At 69.5% G+C, this 18,442-nt stretch carries 18 protein-coding genes; 12 read left to right on the top strand and 6 right to left on the bottom strand.

The window, feature by feature from the left end:
- Positions 1-181 precede the first annotated feature (181 nt).
- The 4 genes from P409_RS07405 to P409_RS07385 all read left to right on the top strand — a co-directional run bounded on the left by P409_RS07405 (position 182) and on the right by P409_RS07385 (position 4,287).
- Positions 182-1,249, top strand: coding sequence for a hypothetical protein (locus tag P409_RS07405; RefSeq protein ID WP_034833724.1), 1,068 nt, complete (start codon positions 182-184; stop codon positions 1,247-1,249).
- A gap of 123 nt (positions 1,250-1,372) precedes the next feature.
- Positions 1,373-2,299: a M10 family metallopeptidase C-terminal domain-containing protein gene (locus P409_RS07395; RefSeq protein ID WP_052120151.1), complete on the top strand. Its 927-nt coding sequence runs from the start codon at positions 1,373-1,375 to the stop codon at positions 2,297-2,299.
- Positions 2,300-2,360: 61 nt separating this feature from the next.
- Positions 2,361-3,308 (top strand): calcium-binding protein, encoded by a 948-nt coding sequence (locus P409_RS36100; RefSeq protein WP_052120150.1) that lies wholly within the window; start codon positions 2,361-2,363, stop codon positions 3,306-3,308.
- A gap of 94 nt (positions 3,309-3,402) precedes the next feature.
- Complete coding sequence (locus P409_RS07385; protein WP_152613269.1) at positions 3,403-4,287, top strand: calcium-binding protein; 885 nt, start codon at positions 3,403-3,405, stop codon at positions 4,285-4,287.
- Here the strand turns inward: P409_RS07385 and P409_RS07380 are convergent.
- Positions 4,277-5,323 (bottom strand): LacI family DNA-binding transcriptional regulator, encoded by a 1,047-nt coding sequence (locus P409_RS07380; RefSeq protein ID WP_034833712.1) that lies wholly within the window; start codon positions 5,321-5,323, stop codon positions 4,277-4,279. The two genes, P409_RS07385 and P409_RS07380, sit on opposite strands and share 11 nt — an antisense overlap.
- Positions 5,324-5,531: 208 nt before the next feature.
- Between P409_RS07380 and P409_RS07375 the strand changes: the two genes are divergently transcribed.
- The 4 genes from P409_RS07375 to melA all read left to right on the top strand — a co-directional run bounded on the left by P409_RS07375 (position 5,532) and on the right by melA (position 10,143).
- Positions 5,532-6,470, top strand: a complete 939-nt coding sequence (locus P409_RS07375; protein ID WP_034833708.1) for a carbohydrate ABC transporter permease — start codon at positions 5,532-5,534, stop codon at positions 6,468-6,470.
- A 10-nt stretch (positions 6,471-6,480) separates the two neighbouring features.
- The gene (locus P409_RS07370; protein WP_034833705.1) at positions 6,481-7,377 is read left to right on the top strand and encodes a carbohydrate ABC transporter permease; all 897 of its coding nucleotides are present in this window, start codon (positions 6,481-6,483) and stop codon (positions 7,375-7,377) included.
- Between the two features lie 37 nt (positions 7,378-7,414).
- Entirely contained in the window at positions 7,415-8,734 is a 1,320-nt protein-coding gene (locus P409_RS07365) for an ABC transporter substrate-binding protein (RefSeq protein WP_034833703.1), read from the top strand.
- A gap of 65 nt (positions 8,735-8,799) precedes the next feature.
- Positions 8,800-10,143, top strand: coding sequence for an alpha-glucosidase/alpha-galactosidase (gene melA, locus P409_RS07360; protein ID WP_034833700.1), 1,344 nt, complete (start codon positions 8,800-8,802; stop codon positions 10,141-10,143).
- Between the two features lie 2 nt (positions 10,144-10,145).
- On the opposite strand, the gene P409_RS07355 is transcribed toward melA, so the two are convergent.
- Complete coding sequence (locus tag P409_RS07355) at positions 10,146-11,078, bottom strand: LysR substrate-binding domain-containing protein (protein WP_034833697.1); 933 nt, start codon at positions 11,076-11,078, stop codon at positions 10,146-10,148.
- Positions 11,079-11,186: 108 nt separating this feature from the next.
- Here P409_RS07355 and P409_RS07350 point away from each other — a divergent pair, with 108 nt between their 5' ends.
- Positions 11,187-12,488 (top strand): aspartate aminotransferase family protein, encoded by a 1,302-nt coding sequence (locus P409_RS07350; protein ID WP_238578616.1) that lies wholly within the window; start codon positions 11,187-11,189, stop codon positions 12,486-12,488.
- Here P409_RS07350 and P409_RS07345 read toward each other — a convergent pair.
- Positions 12,485-13,408 (bottom strand): DMT family transporter, encoded by a 924-nt coding sequence (locus tag P409_RS07345; protein WP_034833694.1) that lies wholly within the window; start codon positions 13,406-13,408, stop codon positions 12,485-12,487. The two genes, P409_RS07350 and P409_RS07345, sit on opposite strands and share 4 nt — an antisense overlap.
- A gap of 89 nt (positions 13,409-13,497) precedes the next feature.
- Here P409_RS07345 and P409_RS07340 point away from each other — a divergent pair, with 89 nt between their 5' ends.
- The 3 genes from P409_RS07340 to ssuD all read left to right on the top strand — a co-directional run bounded on the left by P409_RS07340 (position 13,498) and on the right by ssuD (position 16,718).
- Entirely contained in the window at positions 13,498-14,370 is an 873-nt protein-coding gene (locus P409_RS07340; RefSeq protein ID WP_202964586.1) for a LysR substrate-binding domain-containing protein, read from the top strand.
- A gap of 211 nt (positions 14,371-14,581) precedes the next feature.
- The gene (locus P409_RS07335; protein ID WP_034833688.1) at positions 14,582-15,535 is read left to right on the top strand and encodes an aliphatic sulfonate ABC transporter substrate-binding protein; all 954 of its coding nucleotides are present in this window, start codon (positions 14,582-14,584) and stop codon (positions 15,533-15,535) included.
- Positions 15,536-15,554: 19 nt separating this feature from the next.
- The gene (gene ssuD / locus P409_RS07330; RefSeq protein WP_034833685.1) at positions 15,555-16,718 is read left to right on the top strand and encodes an FMNH2-dependent alkanesulfonate monooxygenase; all 1,164 of its coding nucleotides are present in this window, start codon (positions 15,555-15,557) and stop codon (positions 16,716-16,718) included.
- 122 nt (positions 16,719-16,840) lie between these two features.
- On the opposite strand, the gene P409_RS07325 is transcribed toward ssuD, so the two are convergent.
- The 3 genes from P409_RS07325 to P409_RS38760 form a co-directional block, all read right to left on the bottom strand.
- Positions 16,841-17,887: an aldo/keto reductase gene (locus tag P409_RS07325; protein WP_034833682.1), complete on the bottom strand. Its 1,047-nt coding sequence runs from the start codon at positions 17,885-17,887 to the stop codon at positions 16,841-16,843.
- Between the two features lie 135 nt (positions 17,888-18,022).
- Complete coding sequence (locus tag P409_RS07320; RefSeq protein ID WP_034833679.1) at positions 18,023-18,262, bottom strand: hypothetical protein; 240 nt, start codon at positions 18,260-18,262, stop codon at positions 18,023-18,025.
- Positions 18,259-18,442, bottom strand: a 184-nt coding sequence (locus P409_RS38760; RefSeq protein WP_034833676.1) for a hypothetical protein, incomplete at its 5' end; no start/stop codon positions are given. The genes P409_RS07320 and P409_RS38760, both read right to left, overlap by 4 nt.

Raw genomic sequence — 18,442 nt, 5'->3', positions numbered from 1 at the left:
GTCGCCCGCTGGGAGGGCGCGCTGGACCAGGACCGGCTGAAGGCCGCCCTGGCCGGCGAGCCGCTGCCGGCGCTGGATGACGGCGCGGCCCCCGCCCCGGCGGAATGACGCAGCCGGGCGGCGGGCCGACGGTCCGCCGCCCTCGTCACGTGGAAGGATCGAGATGACGGGGAGGCCAAGCATGGCCCTGCGATATGTCTTCGGTGTCCTTGCTGCGGCTGCCGTGCTGGTCACCCTGTCGGCCTTGCCGTTGCGGGCGGGGGACGAGAGCTCGCCCGAGAAGCCGGTCAAGGTGGTGGCCGACCAGCGCCTGGCGGTGACCACGCCGGCCGGCACCGGCGAGCTGGCGCTCTATGTCTCGCGCGACTGGTCGAAGCCGCAGCCGGGCGTCACCCGGGCGGTGATCGTGATCCATGGCCGGCTGCGCAACGCCGATGTCTACAACGCCTCGGGCGAGAAGGCGTTGGCAGCGGCGGGGGAGGCGGGGACGGCCGCGATCCTGGTGGTGCCGCAGTTCCTCTCCGAGATCGACGCGGCGGGCCATCACCTGCCGGCGGAGACGCTGCGCTGGGGCACGACCGGCTGGGAAGGCGGCGCCGACGCCAAGGGCCCGGCCCCGATCAGCTCCTTCGCCGCGCTCGACGCAATCCTGGCGAAGCTGGCCGATCGCGCGCTGTTCCCGGACCTGAAGACGATCGTGGTGGCCGGGCATTCCGGCGGCGGCCAGGTGGTGCAGCGTTACGCCATCCTGGGCCGCGGCGAGGCGGGTCCGATCGCGGCCGGCATCGCCGTGCGCTATGTCGTCGCCAACCCGTCCACCTACGCCTATTTCAGCGCCGACCGGCCGGACGGGGATGGTGGCTTCGGCCCCTTCGCCGGCGCCGCGTCCTGCCCGAAATTCGATCGCTGGAAATACGGCATGGCCGACCTGCCGGCCTATGCCGGATCGGCGCTTCCGGCGGGGCTGGAGCAGGCCTATCTCGGCCGCGACGTGACCTATCTGCTCGGCACCGCCGACACCGACCCGCACCACCCGGCGCTGGACAAGACCTGCATGGCGGAGGCGCAGGGTCCCTATCGCCTCGCCCGCGGCGAAGCCTATGTCCGCTATCTGCGCGGGCGCCATCCCGGTGAATTCCGGCAGAGGCTGCTGCTGGTCGAGGGCGTCGGCCATGACGGCGACCGCATGCTGACCTCGGCCTGCGGCCTGGCGGCGCTGTTCGACCGGCCGGGCTGCGCCGCACCGTAGCCGATCCGTATTATTATCTTGATTGGCAAATATTACTCCATAAGTTCCTTAAAATCGGAAAAATGACTATGTCATAGTCCTATGAGACACTGCCGTCTCATCCTTCATCATTGGAGGGCGGCAATGGCCTGGTTCTATGGAACTACGGGTGACGACCACATCATCGTACCCAATAACGGCGAATACAATATCATTCAGGGACAAAGCGGCGCGGATCTGGTCGAGGTCGATCCGGAGAACGCCAGCGACAACGTCATCACGTTCTGGGATGGAGACGACACGGTCGTCGGTGGAGCCGGCTCGGACCGCCTGGGCATCGATTCCCTCTCCAGGATCGAGAACGTCACCTTCCATGGCGGCTCCGGGGACGATTCCGTCGGCTTTGCCGGCGGCGGCGGAGGTTCAGGCGCCGGCAATGTCCTGGACGGCGGCGAAGGCGGCATGGACGAGTTCTGGCCGCGCGGCCGCGCCGCCTATATCAACCTGGAGACCGGCATCGCGCATTTGTCGCCCAATGACGGGTCGGGCCTGTTCTACGAAGCGACCGTGCGCAATTTCGAACGCATCTTCGGCACCGAGGGGTACGACATCATCGCCGGATCGGATGCCGACGAGCTGTTCCGCGGCTATGGCGGGCACGACCTCCTGTCCGGCCGCGGCGGGAATGACGAGCTGACCGGCGGCGAGGGCAACGACACGCTGGTCGGAGGGACCGGTGCCGACCTGCTCGACAGCGGCCGGGGCGTCGACGTCATCCGGTTCAACCAGCTCGCCGACAGCCTGCCGGGTCAGGAAGACACCGTCGTCAAGTTCAGCATCAAGGACCGGATCGATCTGTGGCGCGTCGATGCCGACCTGACGACACCAGGCAACCAGGCCTTCGTCTTCATTGGCGGCGCCGCCTTTAGCGGCACGGCCGGCGAGCTGCGAACCGAGGCCGCGTGGAACGGCGTGCGGCTTTCGGCGGACGCCGATGGCGACAAGGTCGCCGACTTTGCCGTCACGGTGACGGGGGTGACGGCCATGGCGAGGGACGACTTCATCCTTTGAGCCGCGCCAACGGTCCGCGCCCGCCGGGCGTGCAGCCAGGCATCATTCATGGAGGAAAGAGATGACCGAGCTCCAGAGCGCCGTCGCCGGCGACCATCTCGAGTTCCACGGCACCGACGGCGATGACCACCTCGTCGTACCCGCCAATGATGATTGGAACCACGTCGAAGCCTATACCGGTTCGGATCTGATCGAGGTGGACCAGGGGAATATGGGACACGTCAACATCTGGCTCGATGATGGCGGAGACACGGTCCATGGCGGTCCTGGCTCGGAGTCTCTGAGCCTGTGGGACGAGGCCAGGATCGGGGACACCAGATTCTATGGCGGGGCGGGAGACGACTACGCGGCCATCTATCGCGGCGCAGGCCAGGACATCTTTTTCGACGGCGGCGAGGGCAGGGATACTCTGAGCATCGGGGCTCGAAGCGCCTTCGTGCATCTGCAGAACGGGACCCTGCTGATCGGGCCGATAAACGAGCCGGGCGTGTTTGTCGAGGCGACAGCCCGCAACTTCGAGGCTGCCTATGGTGGCGTGGACCACGACATCCTGGTCGGGACGGATGGCGGAAATGTCCTTTTAGGCTACAGCGGCGACGACCTCCTTTCAGGCCGCGGCGGCACCGATCGCCTGGACGGCAGCGATGGCGACGACATCCTGGTCGGCGGGCGCGGCGCCGATGGCCTGCTGAGCGGCAGGGGCGCCGACATCATCCGGATCGACCGGCTGGTGGAAAGCCTGCCGGGCCAGGAGGACACCATCCTCGACCTCACCTCCCGCGACCGGATAGATCTGTCGCGCATCGATGCCGACCTGACCGCGCCGGGCGACCAGGCCTTCGCCTTCATCGGCACCGCGGCCTTCGGCGGCGCGGCCGGCGAGCTGCGCTATGAGGCAATGGGCGAGGATCTCCTGGTTTCGGCGGATGCCGATGGCGACGGCGTCGCCGACCTCGCCGTCAAGGTCCGGAACCTGACGCAGCTGACGGCGACGGATTTCATCCTCTGATCGTCGTGCGGCCGGCGCGCCCGGCCGGCGGCCACAGTCCTGGAGGCATCACATGGCTTACTACAAGGGAACCGCCGGCGATGATCATATCGTCGTGCCGGCGAGCGGCGAATTCGACTCCATCGATGCGCTGACCGGATCGGATGTGATCGAGCTGGGGCCCGGACACACGGGAAACAGCCACATCACCCTCGGCGACGGCGGCGACACGGTCCAGGGCGGATCCGGGGCGGACTTCGTCGGCTGGTCCGGCTTCACGTCCGTTGACGACACCAACATCCACACCGGCGCCGGAGACGACTTCGTTGCCCTGAACCGGTCTTCCGAACTCGGTGACAACATCGTTCTGGATGGCGGTGCCGGCAGGGATGAATTCTGGGTCGGTGGCCGGGGCGCCTTCGTGCATCTGGGCAACGGCACGGCGCTGGTCGGGCCGGAGGACGAGCCGGGCGTGTTCCATGAAGTGTCGGTCCTCGATTTCGAAGGGATCGAGGCCACTCTTGGGCACGATATCCTGGTCGGAACCGACGGGGGGAATGTCTTTCAGGGCTTCTTCGGCAACGATCTTCTCTCCGGCCGCGGCGGCACGGACCATCTCGACGGCAGCTACGACGACGACATCCTGGTCGGGGGGCGCGGCGCCGACGGTCTCCGGGGTGGCAGCGGCGCCGACATCTTCCGGATCGACCGGCTGGTCGAGAGCCTGCCGGGGCAGGAGGACACCGTCCTCGATTTCAACGCCGGCGACGGCGACAGGATCGACCTCTCGCGCATCGACGCCGATCTGACGACGGCGGGCAATCAGGCCTTTACCTTCGTCGGTACAGCCGCCTTCAGCGGCGCAGCCGGCGAGCTGCGCTATGAGGTCGTGGGCGAGGATCTCCTGGTCTCGGCGGACGCCGACGGCGACGGCGTCGCGGACCTCGCCGTCAAGGCCAGGGACCTGACGCAGCTGGCGGCGGCGGACTTCATCCTCTGATCTCCCGCCGTCTCGCCCCGCAGGAGTCGCGCACCACCAGTTCGGTCGGCAGGGCGATGCGGCGCTGGTCGACCGTTTCGCCCTTCAGCAGGCGGATCAGCAGCTGTGCCGCCTGGCGGCCCTGCTCGACGCCCGGGTTGCGCACCGTGGTCAGGGCCGGGCGCAGCAGGGCGGCGAAGGGCAGGTCGTCGAAGCCGACCAGGGCGATGTCGTCCGGCACCGACAGCCCGGCATCGGTCAGCGCCGCCAGGGCGCCGAGCGCTATGGTGTCGTTGCCGGCCAGCACGGCGGTCGGGCACGGGCCGCTGCGGTCCAGCAGCTCGCGCATCGCCCGGTGCCCGCTCTCGGCGCTGAAGGCGCCATAGGCGACCAGCCGGTCATCCGGCTCGATGCCGTGGGCGCGCAGCGATTCGCGGTAGGAGTTCAGCCGCGCATCGGTGGCGACGAAGCCGGGCGGCGAGAAGCCGATATGGGCGATGGCGCGGTGTCCCAGCCCGACCAGATGGTCCATCGAGCGGCGGATGGCACGGCGGGTGGAGAAGTTGCAGGCATGCTCGCGCGGATGGCGGACCGAGCCCAGCAGCACCAGCGGGAAGCCCTGGTCGATCAGCGCATGGATCTGCGGCGCGTCGGTCGGCGGGTTCAGCACGATCAGCCCGTCGATCCGACGGCCCTCCACCAGCTCGGCATAGGCGTGCGGGCCGGCCCCGGGCTCCACCCCCTCCAGCAGGATGCGATAGCCGCTTTCCTGGGTCGCCTGGCTGATGCCGTACAGGAGCTGCGGCACGAAGCCGTCGACGGCCAGCACCTGCGGGTCGGTGACCACCAGGCCGATGGTCTCGGTGTCGCCGCGCACCAGCATCCGCGCCGCCGAATTCGGGCGGTAGCCCAGCGCCGCCGCCGCCTCCAGCACCCGCTGCCGGGTCTCGGCGCTGATCACCACCGCGTCGGACCGGTTCAGCACCATCGAGACGGTGGCGCGCGACACCCCGGCCCGGCGGGCGACATCGTGGCTGGTGACTTTGCGTCGTTCCATATCCATCCGCTTCAGGGCGCCCGGCCGAGATCGGCCGATCCGAAGCGCCTCGTCCCCTCTGCCATGCCGGTCGGCGCTTGACAAGCCGCTCGGATCTCGTTTGACTATAGCTAACACGTGTTAGTAACGATAGTGACACGTGTCATCCATAGACAAAAGCCCTGCTTCCATGGAATGCCAGGGCCGATCCGGGGAGGATGGTCGAGGGATGGTGGCAGCGGAATGGAGCAGGCCGGCGACCGCGCGTGGCTGGCTGCGGTCCCGCCCGAAGCTGCGGGCGGCGTTGCAGCGCAACGTCACCGGCTGGCTGTTCATCCTGCCGGCGCTGATCGGCTTCGCCGTGTTCTACCTTTACCCGACGCTGCGCGCGGTCGAGATCAGCCTGACCGACTGGAACCTGATGCGGGCGCCGAAATTCATCGGCTTCGACAACTATCTGAAGCTGGTCGACGACCCGCGCTTCTGGCAGTCCGCCCGCATCACCGTTGCCTATGTGCTGTACAACATCCCGCTGCAGACGGTGCTGGGCCTGGTGCTGGCCGTGCTGATGGACCGGCTCAGCAAGTCGGTGGCGCTGCGGGCGGTGGTGATCGCGCCCTATCTGCTGTCCAACGTCATCGCCGCGCTGATCTGGCTGTGGCTGCTGGACCCGCTGCTGGGCATGACCAACGCCTTCCTCGGGCTGATCGGCATCCCGCGACAATCCTTCCTGGCGACGCCGGACCTCGCCATCATGTCGGTCGCCGGCATCAATATCTGGCGCCATGTCGGTCTCACGGCCCTGCTGTTCTATGCCGGGCTGCAGGCGATCCCGCGGTCGCTGTACGAGGCGGCGCGGCTGGAAGGGGCGGGGGAGTGGGTGGTGTTCCGCCGCATCACCCTGCCGCTGCTGCGCCCGGTCCTGGTCTTCGTGCTGGTGACCAGCGTGATCGGGTCGTTCCAGATCTTCGACACCATCGCCGTCACCACCCAGGGCGGGCCGGCGAACTCGACCAGCGCCATCATCTGGTACGTCTACGAAAGCGCCTTCCGCTTCTCGAAGATGGGCTACGCCTCGGCGATGTCGGTGGTGCTGTTCGCGGTGCTGATCCTGATCACCATCCTGCAGATGCGGGCGCTGCGCGCCGGCAGCTCGGACCTCGAGTGAGGGACGCGACATGACCGCGATCGCCCTGCCGCACGCCCCGATGTCCCGCCTGTCCCCCGGCCGGCTCCTGGCCTGGGCGGTGCTGGGCGCCTTCATCCTGTGCTCGCTGTTCCCGCTGTGGATCACGCTGAAGACGGCGCTGGTGCCGACCGCGACGCTGTTCGACCAGGCGACCCTGCTGGTGCCGGTCGAGGTGACCCTCGACAATTTCCGCCGGGTCCTGGGCCTGGCGCCGGTCAACCCCGCCACGCCGTCGACGCCGATCAACTTCGCCCTGGCGCTGCGCAACAGCCTGATCTTCACGCTGCTGACGGTGGGCGGGCAGATCTTCTTCTCGGCGCTGGCGGCCTATGCCTTCGCCCGGATCCGCTTCATCGGGTCGACGGTGATCTTCTACCTGTTCATCGCCGCCACCATGATCCCGGCGATCGTGCTGTTCATCCCCAACTTCGTGTTGATCAAGGAGCTGGGCTGGCTGAACACCTTCCAGGGCATGGTGGCGCCGACGCTGCTGATGTCGCCCTTCGCCGTGTTCTTCCTGCGCCAGTTCTTCCTGTCGACGCCGAGGGAGCTGGAGGAGGCGGCGCGGATCGACGGCGCCACGCCGTTCCGCACCTTCTGGTCGGTGGTGCTGCCGGTGCACAAGAGCGCCATCGCCACCCTGGCGATCCTCTTGTCGATCAACGCCTGGAACGACTTCTTCTGGCCGTTCCTGGTCGGGCGCGAGGCCGATGTCCGGGTCATGTCGGTGGCGCTGGCCGCCTTCAAGACCCAGCAGCAGAACGGCAACCCGGACTGGACCGGGCTGATGGCCGGCACCGTGCTGTCGATCGTGCCGGTGATCGTGCTGCTGGTGCTGTTCGGCCGGCGCGTCGTCGAATCCCTGCAGTTCAGCGGGCTGAAATGACCCGCGTGCCAATCAACGAAACCGGAGGAGGCTCGAGATGCGTGTGAGTCTGTCGAAGATCCTGCTGCTGTCGGCAACGACCGTTTCCCTGGCGGCCGGCGGCGCCGCCCGGGCCGAGACCCAGCTGAACTACTGGCTGTGGGACGCGCTGCAGGCGCCGCATTACCAGGAATGCGCCGCCGCCTTCACCGCCAAGCACCCGGACATCACCGTCAAGGTCACGCAGTATGGCTGGCTCGACTACTGGACCACGCTGTCGACCGGCTTCGTCTCCGGGGAGGCGCCGGACGTCTTCGCCGACCATCTGCGCTCCTATCCCGAATTCGTCGCCAACAACCAGATCATGGACCTGACGCCGCTGGTCGAGCGCGACAAGGTCGACACCAAGATCTACAGCCCCGGCCTGGTCGACCTGTGGACCCGCGACGGCAAGCTGTACGGCATGCCGAAGGACTGGGACACGGTGGCCCTGGTCTACAACAAGGAGATGCTGGACAAGGCCGGGGTGTCGGTCGACGAGCTGAAGAACGCCACCTGGAACCCGAAGGACGGCGGCAGCTTCGAGAAGATCCTGGCCCGGCTGTCGCTCGACGCCAACGGCAAGCGCGGCGACGAGGCCGGCTTCGACCCCAAGAACGTCGTCCAGTACGGGCTGATCACCCCGAAGATCGACGGCTACGGCCAGACGCAGTGGAGCTGGCTGGCCGTCTCCGCCGGCTTCAAGTTCACCGACGGGCCCTGGGGCACCAGGTACCATTATGACGACCCGGTGCTGGCCGAGACCCTGACCTGGCTGCGCGACCTGTCGCTGAAGAAGGGCTTCGGCCTGCCGCAGAAGGATGTCGGCGCGCTGGGCGGCACCGCGCTGCTGGGCGCCCGCAAGGGGGCGATCGTCGCCGACGGATCCTGGAACTCCACCTGGTACGCCAAGAACGTGTCCTTCCCCTACGGCTTCGTGCCGCTGCCGAAGGGGCCGCAGGGCCGCAAGAGCATGTTCAACGGCCTCGGCGATTCGATCTGGACCGGCGCCAAGCATCCGGACGAGGCCTGGGAATGGGTGAAGTTCCTCGGCTCCGCCGACTGCCAGGGCATCATCGGCAAGGCCGGCGTGGTGTTCCCGGCGATCCCGTCGGCCGCCAAGATCGCGCAGGACGCCTTCGCCGAGCGCGGCCAGGACGTCACCGCCTTCACCAGCGAGGCGACGCCGGACCAGACCTTCCTCTACCCGATCACCGACTATTCGCCGCAGATCCTGTCGACCATGAACGTGGCCTTCGACCGGATCTTCCTCGAGGACGTGCCGGTCGCGCCGCTGCTGAAGGAAGCGAACGACCAGGTCAACGCGCTGTTCGAATAACCGTTCGATCCACTCGGCCCGCGGCCGCCGCGTCGCGGGCCCCTCCGCCAACCGGGACCCTCCGCATGACCTCTCCCAAGATCACCTTCATCGGCGCCGGCAGCACGGTCTTCGCCAAGAACCTGATCGGCGACATCCTGTCCTATCCGGAGCTGGCGGATGCGCGCATCACCCTCCACGACATCGATCCGGAGCGGCTGGCCACCTCCGAGATCGTGGCCCACCGCATCGCCGAGGCGCTGGGCGCGCCGGCGACGATCGAGGCGACGACCGACCGCGCCCGGGCGCTGGACGGCGCCGACTACGCCATCACCATGATCCAGGTCGGCGGCTACAAGCCCTGCACGGTGACCGATTTCGAGGTGCCGAAGACCTACGGGCTGCGCCAGACCATCGCCGACACGCTCGGCATCGGCGGCATCATGCGGGCGCTGCGCACCGTGCCGGTTCTGCTGGAGCAGGCGCGGGACATGGAGCGGCTGTGCCCGGACGTGACCCATCTGCAATACGCCAACCCGATGGCGATGAACTGCTGGGCGCTGAACCGGGCGACCAGGATCAAGACCGTCGGACTGTGCCACAGCGTGCAGGGCACGGCGGCGGAGATCGCCGAGGATATCGGCGTGCCGGTCGAGGAGATCAGCTATCTCTGCGGCGGCATCAACCACATGGCCTTCTACCTGAAGTTCGAGCGCGACGGCGAGGACCTGACGCCGCTGATCCGCAAGGTGGTGGAGGAGGGGCGGGTGCCGGAGTGGAACCGGGTCCGCTACGACATGTTCCTGCGGCTCGGCTACTTCGTCACCGAATCCAGCGAGCATTTCAGCGAATACGTGCCCTGGTACATCAAGCGCGGGCGCGAGGAGATCGTCGACCGCTTCAACATCCCGCTCGACGAGTACATCACCCGCTGCGAGCGGCAGATCGACAAATGGGGCGCGCTGAAGGCCCAGCTGCAGGACCCGACCGTGCCGCTGGAGATCAAGCGCAGCGTCGAATACGGCTCGACCATCATCCGCGCCAAGGAGACCGGGCAGCCGGCGGTGATCTACGGCAATGTCCGGAACGGCGGGCTGATCGAGAACCTGCCGGCCGATTGCACGGTCGAGGTGCCCTGCCTGGTCGACCGCAACGGCGTGCAGCCGATCGGCATCGGCCGGCTGCCGCCGCATCTGGCGGCGCTGATGCAGACCAACATCAACGTCCAGTCGCTGGCGGTCGAGGCGCTGCTGACCGGCAACCGCGACCACATCTACCACGCCGCCATGCTGGACCCGCACACGGCGGCGGAGCTGGATCTGGACCAGATCTGGAAGCTGGTCGACGACCTGCTGGCGGCGCATGGCGAGTGGATCCCGGAGGCCCTGCGCCCGCCGGCCAAGCCGCAGCCGCTGCCGCGGGTGGCGTAGAGCTAACTATTGCTCTCATCGGAAGCAGGGCGCGCCGCGCTCTCCAGCAGCCAGGCGCGCACTGCCCCGACGCTGGCCCGCCGCATCGCGCCAGGGGCGATGTCGAGCCAATAGGCGGTCCAGGATATGCCGAGGCCGGGGAAGGGGGCGACCAGCCGGCCGTCGCGCAGCGCGTCCCCGGCCAGCGCGTCGCTCTCCAGCACCACGCCCAGGCCCTTGACCGCCGCCTCGATCGCGACATGCGACGGGTCGAGCTGCAGCGTGCCGGCGAAGGCTTCGTCCAGCGCCACGCCCTGGCGGCGGAACCAGCCCTCCCAGGACACGCGGTTGTCGCGGGTGACGATCAGCGGCAGGGCCAGCAGGTCGCGGGGCGCCCGGAGCTCGGTGCGGGCGGCGAGGGACGGGGCGCAGAGCGGCTGGATCGTTTCGGCCAGCAGCGGCACCGCCGTCGGCGGGCCGTGGTCGCCGTACCAGATCGCCAGGTCCACCCCCTCGGCCTCGGCTCGGCCGCCACCCTCGGTGACGAGGCGGAGGTCGGCATGCACCCGGATGTCGATCTCCGGATGCGCGGCCAGGAAGGCGGGCAGGCGGGGCAGCAGCCAGTTGCCGGCCAGCGACGGCGGCGTGCGCAGCACCACCACCTCCGGCCGTCTGGCGCGTCGGCCGCGGCGGGCGGCCGCCTCCACCGCCTCGGCCAGGGCATCGAAGCTGCCGCTGATCCGGCCGAACAGCTCGGCGCCGTCGGGCGACAGCACCACGCCGCGGCCGACCCGGTTGAACAGAAGCAGGCCCAGCCGCGCCTCCAGGATCCGGATCTGGTGGCTGACTGCCGACGGGGTCAGCGCCAGCTCCTCCGCCGCCGCGCGGAAGCTCTCCAGGCGGGCGGCGGCCTCGAAGGCGGCGAGCGCGCGCAGCGGCAGAGGCGGTCGCTTCATCGCCCGATGAATGGTGAATTCCCCTCACGAGTCCAGCGAATTCTCTGCGTTTGCGGCGGGGCGGGCCGGAGCAGAGGATGGCACAGGCCTTTCAGGAGGACTGCTGCCATGGACGCCATCTCCGCCGATCTCGACACCGCCTTCTGGACCCGCGCCCGCCGCCACCTGCTGCGCTATGGCGGCGACTTCGTGCCCTTCGTGCCGGTGCGGGCCGAGGGTTCGTTCCTGTGGGATGCCGCCGGCCGCCGGGTGCTCGACTTCACCTCGGGCCAGATGAGCGCGATCCTCGGCCATTCGCATCCGGAGATCGTGGCCACGGTGCGCGACGGCGTCGGCCGGCTGGACCATCTGTTCTCGTCGATGCTGTCGGCGCCGGTGGTCGATCTGGCCGAGGCCCTGGCCGGGCTGGTGCCGGGCCTGCCGAAGGTGATGCTGCTGTCGACCGGCGGCGAGTCGAACGAGGCGGCGATCCGGCTGGCCAAGCTGGTCACCGGCAAGTGGGAGATCGTCGGCTTCACCCAGTCCTGGCACGGCATGACCGGCGCCGCCGCGGCCGCCACCTACAAGGCCGGCCGGCGCGGCACCGGCCCGCTGATGCCGGGCCAGTTCGGCATCCCGGCGCCGAACCCCTACCGCCCGCGCTTCCCCGGCGTGGACTGGCGGCAGGAGCTGGACGATGCCTTCGAGCTGCTGGACCGGCAATGCACCGGCAACCTGGCCGCCTTCATCGCCGAGCCGATCCTCAGCAGCGGCGGCGTGCTGGACCTGCCGCCCGGCTACCTGGCGGCGCTGCAGGACCATTGCCGGGCCCGCGGCATGCTGCTGATCCTGGACGAGGCGCAGACCGGCATCGGCCGCACCGGGTTGATGTTCGCCTTCGAGCGCGACGGCGTGGTGCCCGACATCCTCACTTTGTCGAAGACGCTGGGCGCCGGCCTGCCGCTGGCGGCGGTGATGACCAGCGACGCGATCGCCGCCGAGGCCGAGGCGCGTGACTTCCTGTTCTACACCACCCATGTCAACGACCCGTTGCCCGCCGCGATCGGGCTGAAGGTGCTGGAGATTGTGGCCCGCGACGGCCTCGCGGCCCGGGCCGGCGTGGCCGGGGCGCGGCTGATGGAGGGCCTGCGCGGGCTGCAGCGGCGCCATCCCTGCATCGGCGACGTCCGCGGCCGCGGCCTGCTGCTGGGGCTGGAATTCGCCGATGCCGGCGGGCGCGACGCGGCCTGGATCTCGGACTCGGTCACCGACACGGCGCTGGAGCTCGGCCTGTCCGCCAACATCGTCCGCGCCGGCTTCTCCGGCGGCACCATGCGCATCGCCCCGCCGCTGACCGCGACCGACGCTGAGATCGACCTGGGCGTCGAGCTGCTGGACGCGGCGATCACTCGGGTGATGGCCGCCGCCTAGCGGCGGGCGGGCGCGGCGCGGGTCACCAGGCGGATGCCGAGCGCGATCGGCACGACGCCGAGCAGGTCGAGCGGCGGCACATGCTCGCCCAGCACAGCCCAGCCCAGCAGCAGGCCGATCGGCGGCACCAGGAAGTGCAGCGCGCTGGCGGTGGAGGCGCCCAGCCGGTCCAGCATGTCGAACCACAGCAGATAGCTGCACAGCGACACGGCCAGCGCGAGCCAGAGGAAGCCGGCCAGCAGCTCCGGCGTCCATCGGATCGCCGACACCGGTTCCAGCGCCAGGCCCAGCGGCAGCAGCACGATGCCGGCCGCCAGGGTCTGGACCGCGGTGCCGTACCAGAGGTCGCCGGACGGTCCGTTCGACGGCGGCGCGATCCGCTTGTACAGGATGGTGCTGGCCGACAGCGCCACCAGCGCGCCGAAGGTGAAGACGATGCCGACCGGCCCTTCGAGGCCGCCGCCGAGGCGGCTCTGCAGCACGATGGCGACGCCGACGACGCCGAGCGCTAGCCCGGCCAGCTTCGCCCGGGTCAGCCGCTCCCCCAGCAGCGGCGCCGCCAGCAGCGCGGTCAGCACCGGGTTCATGCTGATGATCAGCGCCGCGAAGCCGGAGGTGACGGTCTGCATCCCGAAATAGGACAGGGCCAGATAGACCGCCATGGTGACGATGCCGAGCAGGGCGAAGCGCGCCACCGCGCCGGGGCCGAGCGCCCAGCGTCGCCCCGACAATCTGGCCAGCCCGGCCAGCACCAGTCCGGCCAGCAGGAACCGCGTCGACAGCAGCAGGAAGGGCGGGGCATAGGTCACCGCAACCTTGGCGGCGGTGAAGGCCGAGGCCCACAGCACCACGAACAGGGCGGGAAAGCCCCAGCGCACCCATGTGCTGCGGCCGGGGGCCGGGATCGAGACGGCGTCCATGACGGATCTCCTTCGGATCGGCTGCACCATAGCCGCGCGCTCGACCATTCGGAAATTCAATGATTAAATACGGTGCAGTGGAAAAGCCGATGGGTGCTGCCATGCTTGATCTCGACCTTTTGCGCAGCTTCGTCTCCGTGGTCGATGCTGGCGGCTTCACCCGCGCGGGCGAGCGGGTGCACCGGACGCAGTCGACCGTCAGCCAGCAGATCCGCAAGCTCGAGGAGTCGGTCGGCTGGCCGCTGCTGCACCGCCAGGGCAAGGGTGTGGCGCCGACCGAGGAGGGCGAGCGGCTGCTGGGCTATGCCCGCCGCCTGCTGGCGCTGAGCGACGAGGCGGAGGATGCGCTGCGCCGGCCGGACGGGCTGGCGGTGGTGCGGGTCGGGCTGGGCGAGGATTTCGCCGCGGCGCGGCTGACCGAGGCGCTGTCCGGCCTGGCCCGGCTGCGCCCGGGCCTCAGGCTCGACATCCGCTGCGACGCGGGGTCGGAGCTGCGCCGCGCCTTCGGCCAGGGTGAGCTGGACATCGCCGTGATCAAGCGCGACGCCGGTATCGGCACCGCCGTGGCATCCTGGCCGGAGCGGCTGGTCTGGGTCGCCAGTCGCCGCCACGGCGTGCCGCCGGACGACCCGGTGCCGCTGGTGGCCTATGGCCAGGGCTGCATCTACCGGGCGCGGGCGATCCATGCGCTGGAGAGCGCCGGCCGCCGCTGGCGCATCGCCTTCACCGGCTCGAACCTGCCGGCGGTGCAGGCCGCGATCGCCTCCGGCTTCGGCATCGGCATCCTGGTCGAACGCTCGGTGCGCGACGACCTGCGCATCCTGCGGCCGGAGGAGGGATATCCGCCGGTGCCGCCCAGCGAGCTCGCCGTCATGCTGCAGCCGGGCGCCGGCCCGGCGGTGCGCATGGTGGCGGAACAACTGGCCGAGAGCTGCGCCGAAGAACGGCCCGAGGCGGCGTGACTCGCCCCCGGATTCGTCATCGCGAGCCCCGAAGGGGCGTGGCGATCCACCGGCACCGCCCTATGGATCGCCACGGCGCTGCGCGCCTCGCGATGATTATTCAAAGTTTGTATGTAAAATTATTAATTCAACATTATTGTCTCCAGAATCAGATTGACGTACTCCACAATCGGCTGAGAGATTGTCCGTCCCATCCCCCGGAGGACCGGACATGCTCTCCCGCCGCACCCTGCTGTCGACCACCGTCGCCCTGGCCGCCGCGGTGCCGCTGGCCTGCCGTTCGGCCGGAGCGGAGGAGGCACCGAAGGCCATCCGCATCGGCTACCAGAAGAACGGCATCCTGCTGGTCGCCAAGACCCGGAAATCGCTGGAGCAGCATTTCGCGCCGCAGGGCATCGCGGTCGAGTGGATCGAGTTCGCCTTCGGCCCGCCGCTGCTGGAGGCGCTGAACGCAGGCAGCATCGATTTCGGCGCCACCGGCGACACCCCGCCGATCTTCGCCCAGGCGGCGCAGGCGGAGCTGGTCTATGCCGCGGCCCAGCCGACGGAAGGGAAGGGCGTGGCCCTGCTGGTGCCGAAGGACTCTCCGGCCAGGACCCTCGCCGATGTGAAGGGGTTGCGGGTCGGTGTCGGCAAGGGCTCCAGCGCCCACAACTTCCTGGTCGGGGCGCTGCAGAAGGCGGGGCTCGGCTGGCAGGACATCACGCCGGTCTACCTCGCCCCGGCCGACGCCCGCGCCGCCTTCGCCGGCGGCAGCCTGGACGCCTGGTCGATCTGGGACCCGTACTACGCCATCGCCGAGCTGGAGGAGGGGGCGCGGGTGCTCGCCACCTCCGCCGATATCGAGCCGCAGAACTCCTACTTCCTCGCCTCCAAGGCCTTCGCGGCGGCGCATCCGGCGGCGCTGCGCAGCCTGGTCGCGGCGCTGGGCGAGGTCGGCGTCTGGGCCGACGCGCACCACGCCGAGGTGGCGCAGCTCTTCGCCGACGAGACCGGCATCAGCCTGGCGGCGGAGCAGCGCGCGGTCGATCGCGCCACCTTTCGCATCGGCCCGGTGACCGAGGAGATCGCGACCCAGCAGCAGAAGATCGCCGACCGCTTCGCCGCGCTGGGGCTGATCCCGGCGCCGATCGCCATCCGCGACATCGTCTGGACCGGCGCCTGACCACAGCAGGAAATCCCCAATGCGCGACACCCGGAAGCCCCTCGACCTGTTCTGGTTCATCCCGACCAGCGGCGACGGCCCCTATCTCGGCACCCAGGACCGGCACCGGCCGGCCGAGTTCCGCTATCTGCGCGAGATCGCCGCGGCGGTCGACCGGCTCGGCTACAAGGGCGTGCTGCTGCCCACCGGCCGCGGCTGCGAGGATGCCTGGATCACCGCCACGGCGCTGGCCACGGCGACCAAGCGGCTGCGCTTCCTGGTGGCGCTGCGCCCCGGCGTGGCCACGCCGGCCTTCTTCGCCCGCCAGGCCGCGGCGCTGGACCGCATCAGCCAAGGCCGGCTGCTGCTCAACGTCGTGGTCGGCGGCGACCCGGCCGAGCTGGCCGGCGACGGCGTCTTCCTCGACCACGACGCGCGCTATGCCCAGGCGGCGGAGTTCCTGACCATCTGGCGCGGCCTGCTGGCCGGCGAGACGGTCGACTTTGACGGCAAGTTCCTCGAGGTGAAGGGCGGCAAGCTGTCCTTCCCGCCGGTGCAGCGGCCGCATCCGCCGCTGTGGTTCGGCGGCTCTTCCGACGCGGCACTCGACCTCGCCGCCGACCAGGTCGAGACCTACCTGACCTGGGGCGAGCCGCTGGAGCAGGTGGCCGAGAAAATCGAGGCCGCCAAGGCCCGTGCGGCGGCTCGCGGCCGGACCCTGCGCTTCGGCATGCGCCTCCACCTGATCGTGCGCGAGACCGAGGAAGAGGCTTGGCGGGTCGCCGAGCGGCTGATCCGCGACGTCTCCGACGACGCCATCGCCGAGGCCCAGAAGAAGCTGGCCGACGGATCGGATTCCGTAGGCCAGAAGCGGATGACGGCGCTGCATGGCGGCCGGCGCGACAGGCTGCTGGTCGGGCCCAATCTCTGGGCCGGGATCGGTCTGGTGCGGCGCGGCGCCGGCACCGCCCTGGTCGGCGACCCGGAGACGGTGGCGGCGCGGCTGCGCGAATACCAGGATCTCGGCATCGAGACCATCATCGCCTCCGGTTACCCGCATCTGGAGGAGGCCTACAATGTCGCCGAGCTCTTGTTCCCGGCGCTCGGCATCGGCGCCGGCGGTCAGCCGGCCGGGGCGCATGAGCTGCATCCCGGCGAATTCGGCACCGGTGCCGGAAAGCCGAAGCTGACCGCGGTGTCGTGAGGGGCGATTAGAGAGGCCTCGCAACCAGACCCGTCATTGCGAGCGAAGCCAGGGGCCGGTGTGGACCGGCCCCTGGATTGCTTCGTCGCTGCGCTCCTCGCAATGACGGGGAAGGGTGGTCTTTACCCCTCCCGCTTCTTCCAGGCGGTCGGCTTCGGGTTGCGGCTGTCGAAGCCGGTCTGGTGCCAGTAGGGATAGGCCGGGATGCGGTGGCTGGCGTCGTCCAGCAGCGCCACCTGCTCCGGGGTGAGAGTCCAGCCGATGGCCCCGAGATTCTGCTTCAGCTGCTCCTCGTTGCGGGCGCCGACGACGATGTTGGCGACGGTCGGCCGCTGCAGCAGCCAGTTCAGCGCCACCTGCGGCACGGTCTTGCCGGTCTCCTGCGCCACCCGGTCGAGCGCGTCGACCACGTCGTACAGGTATTCGTCCTCGACCGGCGGCCCGCCGACATCGCCGCCGGAGGCGACGCGGCCGGATCCGGCAGGCTGGCCGCGGCGGATCTTGCCGGTGAGGCGGCCCCAGCCCAGCGGGCTCCACACCATCAGCCCGACCTTCTGGTCGAGGCCGAGCGGCATCAGCTCCCACTCATAGTCGCGGCCGATCAGCGAATAGTAGCCCTGATAGGCAACGTAGCGGGCCAGGCCGTAGCGCTCGGAGGTCGCCAGCGCCTTCATCAGGTGCCAGCCGGAGAAGTTGGAGGCGCCGATATAGCCGATCTTGCCGCTGCGGGTCAGGTCGTCCAGCGCCCGCAGCGTCTCGTCGACCGGGGCGATCGCGTCGAAGCCGTGCATGAAGTACAGGTCGATATGGTCGGTGCCCAGCCGCTTCAGGCTGGCCTCGCAGGCGCGGATCAGGTGGTAGCGCGACGAGCCGACATCGTTCGGGCCCGATCCCATGCTGAAGGTGGCCTTGGTCGAGATCAGCACCTTGTCGCGCCGGCCCTTCAGGGCCTGGCCCAGGATCTCCTCCGACACACCCTGGCTGTAGACGTCGGCGGTGTCGAAGAAATTGACCCCGGCCTCCAGGCACAGATCGACCATGCGGCTGGCCTGGGCGACATCGGTGCTGCCCCAGCGCTGGAAGAATTCGTTGGCGCCGCCGAAGGTGGCGGTGCCGAGGCTGAGCACGGGAACCTTGAGGCCGGATCCGCCGAGCTGACGGTATTCCATGCGACTCTCCGTTGGTGACGGTCGTGGATGGGTGACGTTTGCAACGTGCCGTCACAGGCTAGCAGGTTGCCGCGCCCGGAGAGGGTGGCCTGTCGCCGCGGATCAGGGCTGCGAAGTCCGGTGTTGAACCGGCCGTCAGTGCCAGCGATGCGGCGGCAGCCCGGGACGCTCGGCCGGCGCGACCGAAGCCTCCGGCGATGTGGCGTCTGCAGCCCCGGCGCGCCCGACCACGTCGCGGACATCCCAGGCGGCGTAGGAGACTTTGCGCCGGGCCTCGGCGGCAATCTGCCGGATTTCGTCCTCGGACGCGGCGGCTAGCTCGGCCTCCAGCGCGTCCAGAAGGCGTTCGAGCGCGCGGTCGGGTCGATGCGTCATGGCGATCCCGTGAGGCCGTGGCGCAGCAGCGCCCGCCTCATCCTTTTGCGCGTGGAGTCGTATTCGGTCTCGGACAGGCCCGTGCGCTCCCGGATCTCCTCGGCCGACAGGCCCTGGCTCAGGCCCAGGATAACGGCGAGCGCCGCCGGGTCGTCGGCGAACAGCCGGTCGATCGCCGCC

Source organism: Inquilinus limosus MP06 (assembly GCF_000767795.1).
Classification (GTDB): domain Bacteria; phylum Pseudomonadota; class Alphaproteobacteria; order DSM-16000; family Inquilinaceae; genus Inquilinus; species Inquilinus limosus_E.
Note: the sequence above shows the minus strand (reverse complement) of the source record. Positions and strands in the feature narration are given on the sequence as shown.